Origin of the sequence: Sagittula sp. MA-2, from assembly GCF_030126985.1 — a bacterium.
Lineage (GTDB): Bacteria > Pseudomonadota > Alphaproteobacteria > Rhodobacterales > Rhodobacteraceae > Sagittula.
This window is the reverse complement of the sequence record NZ_CP126148.1, coordinates 120786-135523: the sequence shown is the minus strand read 5'-3', so window position 1 is coordinate 135523 and position 14738 is coordinate 120786. Positions and strand designations below refer to the sequence as shown.

At 64.8% G+C, this 14738-nt stretch carries 13 protein-coding genes; 7 read left to right on the top strand and 6 right to left on the bottom strand.

The features are described 5' to 3' along the window. Positions 1-55: 55 nt before the first annotated feature. Positions 56-1453: a VOC family protein gene (locus QNI11_RS24195; RefSeq protein ID WP_283983898.1), complete on the bottom strand. Its 1398-nt coding sequence runs from the start codon at positions 1451-1453 to the stop codon at positions 56-58. A 718-nt stretch (positions 1454-2171) separates the two neighbouring features. On the opposite strand from QNI11_RS24195, the gene QNI11_RS24190 reads away from it, so the two are divergent. Beyond that, entirely contained in the window at positions 2172-2996 is an 825-nt protein-coding gene (locus QNI11_RS24190; RefSeq protein WP_283983896.1) for an IclR family transcriptional regulator, read from the top strand. On the opposite strand, the gene QNI11_RS24185 is transcribed toward QNI11_RS24190, so the two are convergent. From QNI11_RS24185 to QNI11_RS24170, 4 genes are all read right to left on the bottom strand, one after another. Next, on the bottom strand, positions 2983-3789 hold the full coding sequence (locus tag QNI11_RS24185) for an IclR family transcriptional regulator (RefSeq protein ID WP_283983894.1): 807 nt from the start codon (positions 3787-3789) through the stop codon (positions 2983-2985). The genes QNI11_RS24190 and QNI11_RS24185 overlap by 14 nt on opposite strands. 97 nt (positions 3790-3886) lie before the next feature. Next, on the bottom strand, positions 3887-4669 hold the full coding sequence (locus tag QNI11_RS24180) for an enoyl-CoA hydratase/isomerase family protein (RefSeq protein WP_283983892.1): 783 nt from the start codon (positions 4667-4669) through the stop codon (positions 3887-3889). A gap of 22 nt (positions 4670-4691) precedes the next feature. Further along, entirely contained in the window at positions 4692-6275 is a 1584-nt protein-coding gene (locus tag QNI11_RS24175) for an AMP-binding protein (RefSeq protein WP_283983891.1), read from the bottom strand. Between the two features lie 131 nt (positions 6276-6406). Further along, entirely contained in the window at positions 6407-7369 is a 963-nt protein-coding gene (locus QNI11_RS24170) for a tripartite tricarboxylate transporter substrate binding protein (protein WP_283983890.1), read from the bottom strand. Between the two features lie 168 nt (positions 7370-7537). Here QNI11_RS24170 and QNI11_RS24165 point away from each other — a divergent pair, with 168 nt between their 5' ends. Both QNI11_RS24165 and QNI11_RS24160 read left to right on the top strand, forming a co-directional pair. After that, the gene (locus QNI11_RS24165; RefSeq protein WP_283983889.1) at positions 7538-7996 is read left to right on the top strand and encodes a tripartite tricarboxylate transporter TctB family protein; all 459 of its coding nucleotides are present in this window, start codon (positions 7538-7540) and stop codon (positions 7994-7996) included. 3 nt (positions 7997-7999) lie between these two features. Continuing rightward, positions 8000-9487: a tripartite tricarboxylate transporter permease gene (locus QNI11_RS24160; RefSeq protein ID WP_283983888.1), complete on the top strand. Its 1488-nt coding sequence runs from the start codon at positions 8000-8002 to the stop codon at positions 9485-9487. Positions 9488-9853: 366 nt separating this feature from the next. On the opposite strand, the gene QNI11_RS24155 is transcribed toward QNI11_RS24160, so the two are convergent. Next, a complete protein-coding gene (locus QNI11_RS24155) occupies positions 9854-10564 on the bottom strand; it encodes a FadR/GntR family transcriptional regulator (RefSeq protein ID WP_100931304.1) in 711 nt (236 codons plus the stop codon). 201 nt (positions 10565-10765) lie between these two features. Here QNI11_RS24155 and QNI11_RS24150 point away from each other — a divergent pair, with 201 nt between their 5' ends. The 4 genes from QNI11_RS24150 to QNI11_RS24135 are packed head-to-tail and all read left to right on the top strand — an operon-like array spanning position 10766 to position 14737. Continuing rightward, positions 10766-11962 carry a mandelate racemase/muconate lactonizing enzyme family protein gene (locus QNI11_RS24150; protein ID WP_283983886.1) on the top strand — a complete coding sequence of 399 codons (1197 nt, stop codon included), beginning with the start codon at positions 10766-10768 and terminating at the stop codon, positions 11960-11962. Continuing rightward, the gene (locus tag QNI11_RS24145; RefSeq protein WP_283983885.1) at positions 11959-12726 is read left to right on the top strand and encodes an SDR family oxidoreductase; all 768 of its coding nucleotides are present in this window, start codon (positions 11959-11961) and stop codon (positions 12724-12726) included. Before QNI11_RS24150 ends, QNI11_RS24145 begins: the two co-directional genes overlap by 4 nt. Before the next feature lie 2 nt (positions 12727-12728). Further along, entirely contained in the window at positions 12729-13697 is a 969-nt protein-coding gene (locus tag QNI11_RS24140) for a 2-hydroxyacid dehydrogenase (RefSeq protein ID WP_283983884.1), read from the top strand. Next, on the top strand, positions 13694-14737 hold the full coding sequence (locus QNI11_RS24135) for an L-idonate 5-dehydrogenase (RefSeq protein ID WP_283983883.1): 1044 nt from the start codon (positions 13694-13696) through the stop codon (positions 14735-14737). Before QNI11_RS24140 ends, QNI11_RS24135 begins: the two co-directional genes overlap by 4 nt. The last annotated feature ends 1 nt before the right edge of the window (position 14738 follow it).

The following is a 14738-nucleotide window of genomic DNA, read 5'->3' as shown; positions in this document are numbered from 1 at the left end:
TCGTCTTTTCGGTGTGCGGGGTGTGGGCCTTCGGGCGGTCGTGCCGCCGCCCGGTTCAGGCCGTCTGGTGGCTCCGGCTCAGCTCGATACGGGCCTCGGCGAGCGATCGTGCCTCGGTCTCGGCATAGCGGAAGAACAGGTCATGCACGGGCGCGCCGAGGTCTTCCTCGAAGCGCGCACGGTTGGGGTTGGCGACGAAGGCCTGAGCGGCGCCGTCGCCGAGATTGGACTGGAAGATCCCGGCGGCCGAAACCGGCAGGAAATCCTCGTAGACAATGGGGTCGGCACGCAGGCAGCCTTGCGCGATCAGCGCATCCAAACCGCAGGACGGATCCTTGCAGGGCTGGCCCGTTGCCGAGTAGCGGAAGTACCCCAGCCCGTCCTTGCGCAGCGTTTCCAGATCGTCCGGGAATGCCGAGAACACTTCGGCCAGCGTGGCACGGTAAGCGTCGGCGTTCGAGCCGTCAGCGGCCGGGGTGATGAGGCTGCGCGTCTCGGCCAGCAGGCGGTCATAGAGGGCCTGGCCGCTCGGGGTCAGTGCTATGCCGCGCTGCTCGATCTCGCCGAAGCGGGCGGTGTGGCGGCCAGTCGTGGTACCGGCTTCGCCGCTATCATCTGCGGGGAAGTTCACCGGCTCTTCGAGCGCCTTGAACGAGGTCTGGCGCAGAAGGATCGGCACGGTGCGGGTCGGCGGGCCCTCCACAACGGCCTTCGGCGAGATGTCCCGATCCGGCATCATCTCCTGCACGCGGTCGATGTCGAGCGTGCGCGGAGTGAGGTGATTGATGTGCGGACCCTTGAAGGCCACCACGTCCGCCACCAGCCGGTGCGCATCGTGCAGGCGGCGGTAAAGCGCGTGGGGAACGTTCGCCTCGGCATGCCAGCGGAAGGTCTCGACCGCCTCGGCCACGAAACGCTCGGCGTCGGCCTCGGAAAGACCGCCATCGGCTTCGGCCTTGTGGATCAGTTCGAGACAGCCCGGCGTGAAGATTTCGCGGCGGTCCAGTACCTCGGCGGCGGCGTCGCGCAGGTCGGCGTCGTCCAGCAGGTCGAGCCGGAGCAGCGAGGTGAAAACGCGGAACGGGTTGCGGCGCAGCGCAGCCTCGTCGAGCGGGCGGAATGCGGTGGAATGCACCGGCACGCCGGCCACGGACAGGTCATAGTAACCCACCGGGTGCATGCCCATGACCGCAAAGAGACGGCGGATGGTGAACAGCTCGCGCGGGGTGCCGAGGCGGATCGCGCCATGGCGTTCCTCGTCGATACGCTCGAGCTCGCCCAGGCCATCGAGGCGCTCCCGTTCGGCCGGGCAGGCCGAGAGCACTTCGGCGTTCACGTCATGCACCAGCTCCATGAGCGTGCCGTAGGCCGGCACCTCTTCGCGGTACATCACGGACATGGCGCGGGAGAAGAGGGCGCGGATTTTATCGGGGTTTGCATGTTCGGCTGCCATAGGGGCCGCTCCGTTCGTATTCATGATCTATGGGCATTGTAGACCAAGGGATGTCGCGGTTCCGAATGACCATTCCAGATAACCTCATTCCGAAAACACATGGCGTCCCAGTCTTGCCTCCAAATAGGAGCATGGTGACGCCAAAGACGTGATCTTCGGGTGCAGCCAAGAGCGGAGCAGTCGAACGATCCGGCAACGCTGATACCGGCCTGACATGCGGATGCTGCTGTCCTTCGAACGCGCTGCCCTGAACGCCATTTCACGCGTTCAGGCGAAGAGCTTGACCTGCCGCAGAGCGCTATTATCCAAAAGTACTTCGATCTCGAGACGCAGAACGACAAACCTCTGGCTGGACGCGCGCGCACGTGTGATCACCAGACAGTCCGAGCCCCGTTTCCTCGCAGAAGTGGAGGCATCGCTGGACATGGCGACCTGCACCAAGGGTCACGTCATCTCAGGGAGCCAAGGCGAGCGCCTCCTCGCGATCATCGCTCCGCTGGCCTTTGCCGCAAGCCATCCGGAGTGGTCCGGCGTGCCCCGCCTCCGCCAGCGCCGCGATGCAGGTCGACTGTGTGTCCTGCAACGTTTGCCAGATCAGCGAGTGAACTGTCGTTCCCTGCTCCGACCGACGGGCCGAACAATGCCATACGCGGCCTTTGCATCCGGCTGGACTGTGATAGAGACTTCGGGTCCGTCACCCAGAAGGCTCTGCTGTCCCATGAACACGCGCAACGCTCCACCGCAGGACGAGGTCGACACACGGCTCTACGTGGCGTTGGTCGAACGCACGATGCGAGTCATGGCGGCCTTCGACGGCGGGCTCGGCTCAAGGACCATCGCAGACATTGCCAAGCAGATCGACCTGGGGCGCAGCGCCGTGCAGCGGATCGTCTACACACTTGAGCAGCTCGGATACCTCGAAAGGGAGGAAGACCAGCGCCACTACCGGCTGACGCTCAAGATCCTCGACCTGTCCGGCGGGCTGACCAGACCCGGAAACCTGATGCGGCTGGTCCAGCCCGTCCTTCAGGATCTGGCCGACGAGACAGGCGAAACCGCAAGCTGGGTCAAACTCGAAGGCGACGAGATCGTCATCCAGCAGACCGTGCGCAGCAGGCACCTCGGCCATGTGAGCTTTGCCCCCGGGCAGCGGTTCGCCGCCTTGCCCTCTTCATCGGGACAGGCGATCCTTGCACAGGGCGACCCGAAGTTCGCGGAGAGCCTGCTGGCTGCGGCCAGTCCTGCGCTGCGCAAGCGGATCGCCTTTGCCGACGCGGCAGAAATGGCTGCGCGCTTCGCGGAAATCCGGTCGCAGGGCTTTGCCACCACCTCCAAGGAAGAAGACCTGTTCAGCGTCTCGATCTCGGCGCCGGTTCTGTCGTCATCCGGGGTGGTTCTGGGGGCGCTCAACGTCTCTGCGCTGGAGAGCAGGATTCCTCATACAGCCATCTCGGAACGTCTGGGGGCGCCGATCCGCGCGGCGGTGGTGCGGGTCGCAAGGATCCTCGAACACCAGGCAGAGACGGGGCTCAACGGCCTCTGAAAAGGTCCGCGTCGAGCGTCTGAACCAGCTCGTTCAAAGCCGGGACGATCTCTGACAGCAGCTTTTCCGGCCCGGTGCGCGCGCGCAGGACCGAAACGTTGATGGCGGCCACGACCTGGTTCTGCAGATCGCGCACCGGAACCGAGAGCGACATGGAACCGATGTCCATGTCTTTCTCGGTCAGCGCGTAACCTCGGGCGGCTTCGCTGCGGACAAGGTCGACATAGCTGTCGGCCTCGAGGTCTCCGAGCCGTGCCCGCACCGCGGGGCCGGCGTCCTCGAACATGCCGACCACGATCTCGCGTCGCATGTCCGCCAGGAACAGGTGTCCCGACGAGGAGGTCAGCGCATCGAAGCGGGCACCGATGGGCAGCACCACGGCCGCGCGGTGCGGGCTGGGTGCCGAACTCAGCACGACGACCTGCCCGGCGTCGTATTCCAGCCAGGACACGGTTTCACCAAAGGTCTCTGCAAGCTTGACCATGGACGGAAACGCCCGTTCGATGGCCGCGTGAGACGTCAGGATACTGCGGGCAAAGAGCAATGCACGGTTCGAGAGCCGGTATTCAAGCGTCCGTGCATCCCGCCGCAGGTAGCCCAGCGTCTCCAACGTGTAGACGAAGCGCTGCGCGGCGCTGCGCCCAAGCCCAGTCTTGGCCGCGATCCGGGTCATAGACATCGCGGGCTCGGTTTCGTCGAAGGCTTCCATCACGGCCATCGCCTTGCGCACGGAACCGACGAAGAGGCGCGTGTCGACCGTGCTGGGCTCTTCCTTGGTCTCCGGCTGCTCCATTTCGGTCTCCCTCCGGTGGTGAGCTTTTCACGGGCGGACAGCCCACGCGGTGGCGTGTGTGCCGGGAAAAACCGTTCGCGACAAGGGACCCGGTGCTCTACCGCCCCTTAAAGACCGGTGCGCGCTTGGCAGCAAAGGCGGCGACGCCCTCGACATAGTCGTCGCTGGCCTCCGCCTCGCGGGTGAGGGCGGCGATCTCGTCTGCCAGCCCCTCGGGCAACTGTGTGGCAAGGCGATTGAAGACCGTGCGCGCCGCCGCCACGGTCAGCGGCGACTTGTCCGCTATCCTGGCCGCAAGCGACAGCGCCGCCGCCAGCGGATCGTCCGCGACATCCCCCCAGGCAAGACCAGTCGCCACCGCCTCCGCCACGTCGAGCGATGCGGCGGTATAGATCATGTAGCGTGCGGCCTGTGGTCCCACGAGGGCCGCCAGACGCGCAGTGCTGTCGGCCGGATAGACCAGCCCCAGCCGCGCCGGCGGAACCGAGAAAACGGCGCGCCGCCCCACCAGCCGGAAATCGGCGCGCAATGCCAACGTCATGCCGCCACCCACGCAGGGTCCGTCGATGGCGGCGATGATCGGCACCGGCACATCGGACAGCGTGGCGTAGCAGCGCATGATCGTGTTCCAGTAACGGTCCCGCGTCACCGGATCCTTGCTGGCCTCGGCGAAGGCACCGATGTCGTCACCGGCGCAGAAAGCGCCGGGAACACCGGTCAGCACGATCGTCCGCACCTCCCGGTCCTCGCCGAGCTCGCTCAAGCCACGCGCCAGCGCATCCCAGGCAGCCTCGTTTAGCGCGTTGCGCTTTTCGGGGCGATTGATGGTGATCACCCCGATGCCGGGTGCGGGGCGCGAGACGGTGATGATCTGGCTCATGGGAGCGTCCTTTCGCGGCGGCTCAGGCGGATTTGCGGCCCGGTTTGTAGCCGGTCGCGTCAAGATCCCAGGCGCCGTCGGTGCCGCGCGACAGTTCCTTCTTGCGGATGCGCTGGGTCGGCGTCTTGGGGAACTCTTCGATCACCGCAACATATCGCGGGACCTGATAGTAGGGCATGCGCGTCTCGCAGAAGGTCACAAGCTCCATCGGATCGAACGCAGCCCCATCGACCAGTTTCACGAAGATCTTGAGCTCGTCTTCGCCGAGCTCGCTGGGCACGCCGACCAGGGCGCTTTCGGCAACCGCGGCGTGCTTGTTCACCACCTGCTCGACCTCCCAGGCCGAGATGTTGATGCCGCGGCGGCGCAGCATCTCCTTCTTCCGTCCGGCGTAGAAGATGTAGCCGTCCTCATCCATCCGCCCAAGATCGCCGGTCAGCAGCCAGCCGTCGCGCACGGTGTCCCGGGTGGTCTGCTCATTGCGGAAATAGCCGAGGAAGCCGAGCCCCTTCTGCGTGCCGCGGGCCACGATCTCGCCGGTTTCGCCGCGGGGCACTTCGTTGCCCTCATCGTCGGCGATCATCATGTCGAAAAGCGACAGCGGCCGCCCGCACGAGCCGACGCGTCCGTCCTTGTTCAGCGTCACGAAAGTGATCAGCTCGGAAAGACCGTACCCCTCGCGCAGTTCGACGCCAAAGCGCTCCTCGACGTCCCTCCAGATCTCGGGCGGGCAGCCGCCGCCCCAGGCGATGCGCACATTGTGGTCGCGGTCGCGCTCGGAAGGTTTTTGCTTGAGGAGCAGCGGCAACACACCGCCGAGGTAATGGATGTGCGTGACGCCATGCCGGCGCACGTCGTCCCAGAAGCCCGAGGCGCTGAAGCGTTCCACCATAGCCAGGGTCACGCCGGCGATGACTGCCGAAATAATCACCGCGACGCCTGCGCCATGATGAAGCGCCTCCCACAGCAGGAAGACGTCGCCCTTCTTTGCGTCGGTGATGTTCAGCACGGCCATCGGGCCACCACGGAGGGTCCGGTCTGATTTCAACACGCCCTTCGGCGCGCCGGTGGTCCCCGAACTGGGGGTCAGGGCCAGCACGTCGTCAGGACCGAAGACGGCGTCCGGTTCCGCGTCGGAGGCGGCCGCGACCTGCGCCTCGTAGCTGTCCGGCGCCGGGGTCTCCTGGCCGCGCCAGAACATCGCAGGGCGAGGCGCGGTTTCGAAAGCGGCGTCGAGCGCCTCTGCGTAGGCTGCGTCCGCGATCAGCGCCGCCATGTCGTAGGAGGTGAAGTAATGCTCGAGAGAGTCGCCCTTGGCGTGGATATTCACCGGGACGCGCACGAGTCCCGCCTTCATCGTCGCGAAAATGGCGATGATGTGGTCGGGGTGGCTGGGCAACATCAGCCCCACGCGGTCGCCGGGTGCAAGCCCCGATGCGAGCAGCGCGTTTGCCACCTTGTTCGCGGCGCGGTTGATATCCGCGATCGTGTAGACGTCATCCTTGAACTTCAGAAAGATGCGATCCGGGTCGGTTGCGGCGCGCTGCGCCAGCAGGTCTTTGAACAGGACATCGTCGACCGGGTCCATCTCTACGCTTTGGGACATTGAAACTTTTTCCTCGGAGAAATTTTACGGGCGGTGGGCCCGGCAGGGGGCGCCCTGACCGCAGCATCGGTGCAGTCAGGGCGCGCGTCGTTTGGGGTCACCGCCCCGCAAGGGCGGTGGCCGATTGCAGATCAGTCGAAATCGACCGCGAGCACGCGCTCGGACCAGGTATCCACCTCGGCCTCGTAGATTTTGCCGGCGTCCTCGGGGGCATCCGTCGAAGGCACGATGCCGCGCTCGCCCATCTGGGTGACGAAGGCCTCGCTGCTCACCGTCTCCTGCAGCGCGGAGCGAAGCGCGGACATTGTCGCCTCGTCGATGTCCGACGGGGCCAGCAGGCCGTAGACAGAGGCCACGTTGAAGCTGTCGAGGCCCGCGTCAGTTGCGCTCGGCACGTCGGGAAGCATGTCGATGCGCTCCGGCATCGCGACGACCATCGGCTTGATAGCTCCGGCCTCGAGCTGCGGCAGAGCGGTGGAGACGGTCGCGACCATCAGGGACACCCGGCCCGCCACCAGATCGACCATCGCCGGAGCACCGCCGGTGTAGGGGATGTGCTCAAGCTCGATACCGGCGGCATCGGCGAACACAATCGCGCCCAGATGCTCGGTGGAGCCGATGCCGGAGGAGGCATAGGTCAGCGGAAGCTCTTCCGCCTTCGCGTATTCGATCAGCTCTTCGATCGTGTCGGCGGGGATGTTGTTCGCGGCCACCAGCATCAGCGGCACGCGGCCCACGGCGCCAACCGGGGCGAAATCGTCCTTGAGCACATAGCCGGCGGTGTCGGGGTTGAGCGCGCTGGTGATGGCGTTGCTTGTCACCGAGGTCATCAGCAGCGTGTAGCCGTCGGGAGCAGCGTTGGCGACGTACTGGTTGCCGATGCTGGCCGAGGCGCCGGGCCGGTTCTCGACGACAAAGTTCTCGCCCATCAACTTGCCCATCTCGGCGGCGGTGACGCGGCCGACGTAATCGACGGTTCCGCCGGCGTTGTAGGGCACGACGACGCGCACGGGCTGGGTCGGAAATTCCTGCGCCAGCGCAGGCGTGGCAAGAGCAACAGAGGCGGCGAGCACCCGAAGGACAGAATTGATCATGATGTTTCCCTGTATTGCATAGCAATTGTTGTAATTGGTTTTAAACGATGCGACCATCGTTCCATCTTGTCAAGCGCCGGTTCGCCAGCGCAGGACAAAAGCACCCAGCCACCCAAGAGCCGGGGCAGAAACCAAAAATAACAACCTAAACAGAGAGGTAGTCCAAAGATGACCGCCATTAGCCACCGCCTTGCGTCTTCGGACGTGCTCGCCGGAATCGGGATCGTTGCCCTGAGTCTGGGATTCGGAATCGGGGCGATATCCTACGACATCGGCAGTCTCGCCCGGATGCAGGCGGGTTTTTTCCCGCTCGTCCTGGGGGGGATCGGAACGCTGCTCGGCGCCGCGCTGATCATCATGGGGCTTGCCCGGCAGGGTGAGATTCCGCGCCCGCCTGCGCTCCGGCCGTTGCTGTTCATTTCAGCGGCCTTCATCGCCTTCAGCCTGACCATCGACCGGCTGGGCCTTATCCCGGCGATCGTGATCTGCGGCACTATCGCCGCAAAGGCCACCCCCTCGACCACTTGGCGCGAGGCACTGATGCTGTCGGCCGGGCTTGCCGTCGCCATCTGGATCCTCTTCATCGTGCTGTTGTCCATGCCGATCCGCGTCTGGGCAGGTTTCTGATCTATGGATATTCTCGCCAACCTGATCGGCGGTTTCGCCAGTGCGCTGTCTCCGGAAAACCTGCTTTTCTGCTTCATAGGCGTGACTGTGGGCACCTTTGTCGGTGTGCTGCCAGGCATCGGATCCATGATCGGCATCTCGATCCTGTTGCCGATGACCTTCTACCTGTCACCCGAGGCCGCGCTGGTGATGCTTGCCGGCATCTATTACGGCGGGGAATATGGCGGGTCGATCTCGTCGATCCTCATCAATCTGCCGGGCTCGGCCTCGAGCGCCGTGACCAGCATCGAGGGCTACCAGATGACGCGACAGGGCAGGGCGCCTGTGGCGCTCTTCATCACTGCCATCGCATCCTTTCTGGGCGGGACCATCGGTATCGTGCTGCTGACGGCGTTCTCGCCGATTCTCGCGGATCTGTCGTTGCGCTTCGGTCCGGCCGATTACTTTTCAATCATGGTGCTTGGCCTGCTGGCATCGACCACGATGACCCAGGGCGCGGTGCTCAAAAGCTGTGCATCGGTGGTCCTTGGGGTGATGTTCGGCACCATCGGGACCGACATCAACACCGGAGTGCAACGCTTCACCTTCGGCACGATGGAGCTGTTCGACGGCATCAGCATCATCATCATCGCGATGGGTGTGTTCGGCATCGCAGAGATCCTGGCCACGGTGATGAGCGGCGATCACATGTCGGTAAAGGCCAACGTGCGCCTGCGAGACATGCTGCCCACGCGGGATGACCGCCGGCGCAGTGCCATGCCGATACTGCGCGGAGGGTTGCTCGGTTCGCTGCTGGGCGCGCTGCCTGCCACCGGGCCGACCATCGCCTCCTTCCTGGCCTACACCCTTGAAAAGCGTGTGAGCCGACGGCCCGAGGCCTTTGGCACTGGAATCATCGAAGGTGTCACAGCGCCGGAGGCGGCCAACAGCGCCGCGGCGCAGACCGCTTTCGTCCCCACGCTGACACTGGGCATTCCGGGCAGCGCAACGATGGCGCTGATCCTCGGTGCCCTGCTGATCCACGGCATCCCCGCGGGGCCGCGGCTGATCACCGACCACGGAGACATGTTCTGGGCGTTGGTGGCGAGCTTCTGGATCGGCAACGTGCTTCTGCTGGTCCTGAACATTCCTCTGGTAGGGATCTGGATCCGGTTCCTTTCGATCCCCTATCGCTTGCTCTATCCGGGAATCATCTGCCTGATCTGCGTCGGCGTCTACAGCGTCAAGCTGACCAGTCTCGACATCCTGATCGTACTGGGCATCGGGCTTCTGGGCTACGCAATGCGCTTGGTGAACATGAGCGGAGCCCCATTGTTGATGGGCTTCATTCTGGGGCCGATGCTGGAAGAGAACATGCGCCGCGCCCTGTTGATGTCCCGGGGGGACCTGACCACCTTCGTCACCGAGCCGATCAGTGCCACCGTATTGGGCGCGACGGCGCTATTGATGCTGTGGTCGGGCGTCCGGGCGTTCCGGCAACGCCGCGTTTGAAGCATCCGGGCGAAGGGGGCGCTGCCGCTCCTCTTCGCCCGGGTACGCGATCGTTGCGGAAAGGGATTCGCGGTGATCTGGCTTTAGCCTGTCTCGTTAGCCGCATTCATCGCTTGACGGGAAAACACCCGATCAGGCTACTTCAACCGCCCGGGGCCCGAAGCGGTGGCAGCCTAACCAAGGCAGAAAACCACTTAGAAGACGACTGGAAATTGATCAGACCAACCGAGCCACCGCTACCAACCATAGCGGAACTTGGCTATCTCGATGCTGCTCGGCGACAAGGTTGGCTGGTTGTTCAGTTTTCGGTGACAACCCCAAATTTCCAGAAGCAACCCAGGCCCAACATCGACTCGAACGCGCCCTTCAGGTCACGCCAGCACGCAGCAGCACGCTCACGGCGCTGTCGAAATGTTCGGACATGGCGGCTTCGGCGCGGCTGGCATCCTGTGCCATGATCGCGGTCGCAATCCGTTCATGGCATTTGATGTTGTCGCGGCGGTTCTGGTGCGTTGCACGCGAACGCCATCCGATGGCCCAGGTCTGCCGCGTGATGATCCAGAAACTGTCGACCAGCATGGAATAGAGATGATTGCCCGAGGCCTTTGCAATCAGGGAATGAAAACGGATGTCCAGTTCCATGAGGTCCGTGTGCCCCCCCTCGAGGGCGGCAAACATGCGGGTGGTGATGTCCAGCAGCTCTGTCGCCTCGGCGTCGCTGCGACGCATCGCAGCCAGGCCAACGGTGCGCATTTCCAGCGTCCTGCGCACATCCAGCACCTGCTGAATGCTCAATCCCCGGCTATAGGTCGCGTGGTCGAGAACGAGGCTCAGGGCCGAGGCATCGGGCAAGGCCACGCGCGCCTTGCGCGAGCCGCCGATATCGAGAATCCGCAGCGTGGCAAGGCCGCGCAGCGCTTCGCGTGTCACGGGTCGGGACACGCCCAGATGTTCGGCAAGAGCGGCCTCTGACGGCAAAGCGTCGCCGGGGCGCAGGCCCTGCGCGCGGATCAGGTCACGGATGCGCTTCATGGCCATTTCGGCCAGCCCGGGCTCGCCGGATATGGGATTTGTCATGCGGTGCCTCCCTTCGGCGTTGGTTGCGGTGATTCCCGCCAGTGAAGGGCGAAATCCGGCTATTAAGTCGTTTCTGCAGTCTTATTGTCTGACAATCCATCGAAAATTGTCACGAAATATAGCCACCTGCCAACTCGACAGATAGGCATTGCCGTGACGAACGCTACCGGCATGACCGGACGCGCAGGGAGGACATCTGACGTGAAGATCACCGCCATTCGTACCTATCGTGCGGAGGAATTCGCCAATGTGCTTTGGGTCCACGTGGAAACCGATGCCGGGATTACCGGGCTTGGCGAAACCTTCTACGGGGCCGAAGCCTGCGAGGCGCACATCCACAACACGCTTGCCGTGCGACTGTTGGGGCAGAACCCTCTGAACATCGAGGCGCTGCACAAGGAAATGGTCAGCCTGCCCAACGCGCAGGCCAGCACGGGCGTCGAATATCGCGCCGCCTCGGCCATCGACATCGCGCTGTGGGACATCTTTGGCAAGGTGGCCGGCCAGCCGGTGCATGTGATGCTGGGCGGACAGTCGTGGGACAAGATCCGCGTCTACAACACCTGCGCGGGCACCCGCTATGTGCGCACCAACAAGATCAAGCCGGTCGACACATGGAACCGGGACGAGGGCCAGTACGAGGACCTCGACGCCTTCATGACCGATGCGGGTGCGCTGGCCGAGGACCTGCTGGACAAGGGCATCACCGCGATGAAGATCTGGCCCTTCGATCCGCCCGCGATCGAGAACAAGGGCATGTTCATCACCGCGGACCAGATGAAGACGGCGGTGAAGCCCTTCGAGCAGATCCGCAAGGCTGTTGGCGACCGGATGGAGATCATGGTCGAGCTGCATTGCCTGTGGAACCTGCCCGTGGCCAAGGACATCGCGCGCGTGCTGGAGGACTACCAACCGCGCTGGTACGAGGACCCAATCCGCATGAACAACGCGCAGGCGCTGGCGGAATTCGCGGCCTCGACCTCGGTCTGGACCTGCGCGTCGGAAACGCTGGGCTCGCGCTTTGCCTACAAGGAGTTCCTCGACCGGGACGCTGCGCATGTGGTCATGGCGGACCTGTGCTGGACCGGGGGCCTGACCGAGGGGCGCAAGATCGCAGCCATGGCCGACACCTACCACCGCCCCTTTGCGCCGCATGACTGCATCGGCCCCGTGGGCTTTGCTGCCGCGATCCACATGTCCTTCAGCCAGCCCAACACGCTCATCCAGGAATCGGTTCGCGCCTTCTACAACGGCTGGTATCGCGAGCTGGTGACCGAGGTGCCGCGCATCGAGGGGGGCTACGTCTACCCGATGGACGGCCCCGGCCTGGGCACCGAGCTGCGCCCGGAATTCTTTGACCGCGGCGATCTGACAACACGCATTTCGGAGGTTTCATGAGCCATCCCCTGTTTGATCTGACCGGCAAGACCGCCCTCATCACCGGCTCTTCGCGTGGTCTGGGCCGGGCCTTTGCCGAAGGCCTCGCGCAAGCCGGGGCGCGCATTGTCCTGAATGGCGTCAACCAAGAACGGCTTGAGGCCGCCGCGCAGGAGATGCGCGACGAGGGCTACGACGTGCTGACAGCGGCCTTCGACGTGGCGGACGAGGCGGCGATCGTCGCGGCCTTCGAGACGCTGGATGCGGAGGGCATCGACGTCGACATCCTCGTCAACAACGCCGGCATCCAGTTCCGCAAGCCGATGCTGGAACTCGAGACCGCCGATTGGCGCCGCGTCCTCGACATCAATCTGACCGCTGCCTTCGTCGTCGGGCGCGAGGCCGCGAAACGCATGGCCAAGCGGGGCAGGGGCAAGGTGATCAACATCGGCTCGCTCACCTCGGAACTGGCCCGCGCGAAGGTGGCGCCCTACACGGTCGCCAAGGGCGGTATCAAGATGCTGACCAAGGCGATGGCGGCCGAATGGGGCGAATTGGGCATCCAGTCCAACGCCATCGGCCCGGGCTACATGGTCACTGACATGAACGAGGCGCTGCTGTCGAACCCCGACTTCGACGCCTGGGTCAAGGGACGCACCCCGATGCGCCGCTGGGGCTTGCCCGAGGAACTGGCGGGCACCTGCATCTACCTCGCCTCGGATGCGTCGAACTACGTGTCCGGCCAGATCATCTATGCCGATGGCGGCATGATTTCGGTGCTGTGACCATGATGAAGATCGTTTTTTACGGGGCCAACGCCGCGACGTTTGAACCCGGCCTGTCCGCGCAACTAGACATGCCGCATGAGATCACCGTGATTTCCGACGCGGTCGACGGCGCGGGTGAGGCAGAGGCGCTGGCCGGGGCCGACGTGGTTGTCGGTGTGCATTACAACGGCACAGGCGTGCAGGCGGCCCGGCTGTTCCAACTGCCCGCCGCAGGTTACGACAAGGTCGACATGGACGCGCTGCCCGATGGCTGTGCCGTCTGCAACGCCTTTGGCCACGAAAACGCCATCGCGGAATACGTGATGACGGCGCTCCTGTCGCGGCATGTGCCGCTGGCCGATGCGGACACACGGCTGCGGCGCGGCGACTGGCACTATTGGGCGGGCGGCCCCGACGGGCTGCGCACCGAATTGGGCCAACAAAGCATCGGTATCGTCGGCCATGGCCATATCGGCAAGGCGGTCAAGGATCGCGCGCTGGCCTTCGGCATGGCGGTGCATGTGGCCAATCGCTCGCCCGTGGCGGACAGCCGCGTGACGGCGCATGGTCTGGATGGCCTGACGGATATGATGGGGCAGGTCGACTTCGTCCTGAACACCCTGCCGCTGACCGACACCACGGCCAGTCTGATCGGCGCGGCTGAGCTGGGCGCGATGTGGGACGGTGCGGTCGTCATGAACGTCGGGCGCGGGCCGGTGATCGACGAGGACGCGCTGTTCGCGGCCGTGAAGGACGGTCGCCTGGGCGCGATCCTCGACACCTGGTACGTCTACCCATCGGCAGAGACCCCAAACCCGATGCCGTCGAAACACCCGTTCCACACCCTGCCCAACGTCACGATCACGCCGCATATGTCCGGCTGGACCACCGGCACCATCGCGCGCCGTACCGCGACTGTTGCAGAGAACGTCAACCGGCTGGCGCGGGGCGAGGACCTGATCAACGTGATCAAGGCGCCGAAATCATGAAGGCGGTGGTCATTCATGCAGAGCGGGATCTGCGCGTCGAGACCATGGATCCCGCCCCGCAGCCCGGCCCCGGCGAGGTGCAGGTGCGCGTGGCGAACGGCGGGATCTGCGGATCCGACCTGCATTACTACCTGCATGGCGGCTTCGGCGCGATCCGCATCCGCGAACCGATGGCCCTTGGGCACGAGGTCTCGGGCGTAATCTCTGCGCTGGGGGATGGCGTCGAGGGGTTGGCTGTTGGCGACAAGGTGGCCGTGAACCCGTCTCGCCCCTGCACCCGGTGCGACTACTGCCTGCGCGGCCAGCCGAACCAGTGCCTCGACATGCGCTTCAACGGCTCGGCCATGCGAATGCCGCATGAACAGGGTCTCTTCCGCGAGGCGCTGACCCTGCCTGCGACGCTGGTGGAAAGATTCGCGCCCGACGCGGACCTGGCCTTTGCGGCCATGACCGAACCGCTGGCCGTTTGCCTGCACGCCGTGCGGCAAGCCGGGTCGCTGGTTGGCAAGACGGTGCTGGTGTCGGGCTCCGGCCCCATCGGTTGCCTGACGATGGCAGCCGCACGGCTGGCCGGGGCGACGCGGATCATCGCGACCGACATTTCCGACACGCCGCTTGGGGTGGCCCGGGGCATGGGCGCGGATGAGACGATCAACCTTGCCACCACGCCGGACGGGCTGGAGCCGTTTCAGCGGGACAAGGGCCAGATCGACGTCGGCTTTGAGTGTTCTGGCGCGCCGCAGGCGCTCGGCGGGCTTTTGACCGCGACACGCGCGGGCGGCACGGTGGTCCTGGTCGGCATGGGCGGCGAAGCCCCCCTGCCGCTGCAACTGACGGTCGCCAAGGAACTGACCCTGCGCGGCGCATTCCGCTTTCACGAGGAATTCGCCACCGCCGCCCGCGTCATATCCGAGGGACGCATCGACCTCGCCCCGCTCTTGACCGGCGTCCACGACGCCGATGACGCCGTCGCGGCCTTTGACCTGGCCGCGGACAAGTCCCGCGCCATGAAGGTGCAAATTCGTTTCTCGGGCGCCTGAC

Bases quoted from the DNA above. Each gene is read 5' to 3' on its own strand.
- QNI11_RS24195 (WP_283983898.1), bottom strand. From the start codon at position 1,453: ATGGCAGCCGAACATGCAAACCCCGATAAAATCCGCGCCCTCTTCTCC.
- QNI11_RS24190 (WP_283983896.1), top strand. From the start codon at position 2,172: ATGAACACGCGCAACGCTCCACCGCAGGACGAGGTCGACACACGGCTC.
- QNI11_RS24185 (WP_283983894.1), bottom strand. From the start codon at position 3,789: ATGGAGCAGCCGGAGACCAAGGAAGAGCCCAGCACGGTCGACACGCGC.
- QNI11_RS24180 (WP_283983892.1), bottom strand. From the start codon at position 4,669: ATGAGCCAGATCATCACCGTCTCGCGCCCCGCACCCGGCATCGGGGTG.
- QNI11_RS24175 (WP_283983891.1), bottom strand. From the start codon at position 6,275: ATGTCCCAAAGCGTAGAGATGGACCCGGTCGACGATGTCCTGTTCAAA.
- QNI11_RS24170 (WP_283983890.1), bottom strand. From the start codon at position 7,369: ATGATCAATTCTGTCCTTCGGGTGCTCGCCGCCTCTGTTGCTCTTGCC.
- QNI11_RS24165 (WP_283983889.1), top strand. From the start codon at position 7,538: ATGACCGCCATTAGCCACCGCCTTGCGTCTTCGGACGTGCTCGCCGGA.
- QNI11_RS24160 (WP_283983888.1), top strand. From the start codon at position 8,000: ATGGATATTCTCGCCAACCTGATCGGCGGTTTCGCCAGTGCGCTGTCT.
- QNI11_RS24155 (WP_100931304.1), bottom strand. From the start codon at position 10,564: ATGACAAATCCCATATCCGGCGAGCCCGGGCTGGCCGAAATGGCCATG.
- QNI11_RS24145 (WP_283983885.1), top strand. From the start codon at position 11,959: ATGAGCCATCCCCTGTTTGATCTGACCGGCAAGACCGCCCTCATCACC.
- QNI11_RS24140 (WP_283983884.1), top strand. From the start codon at position 12,729: ATGATGAAGATCGTTTTTTACGGGGCCAACGCCGCGACGTTTGAACCC.
- QNI11_RS24135 (WP_283983883.1), top strand. From the start codon at position 13,694: ATGAAGGCGGTGGTCATTCATGCAGAGCGGGATCTGCGCGTCGAGACC.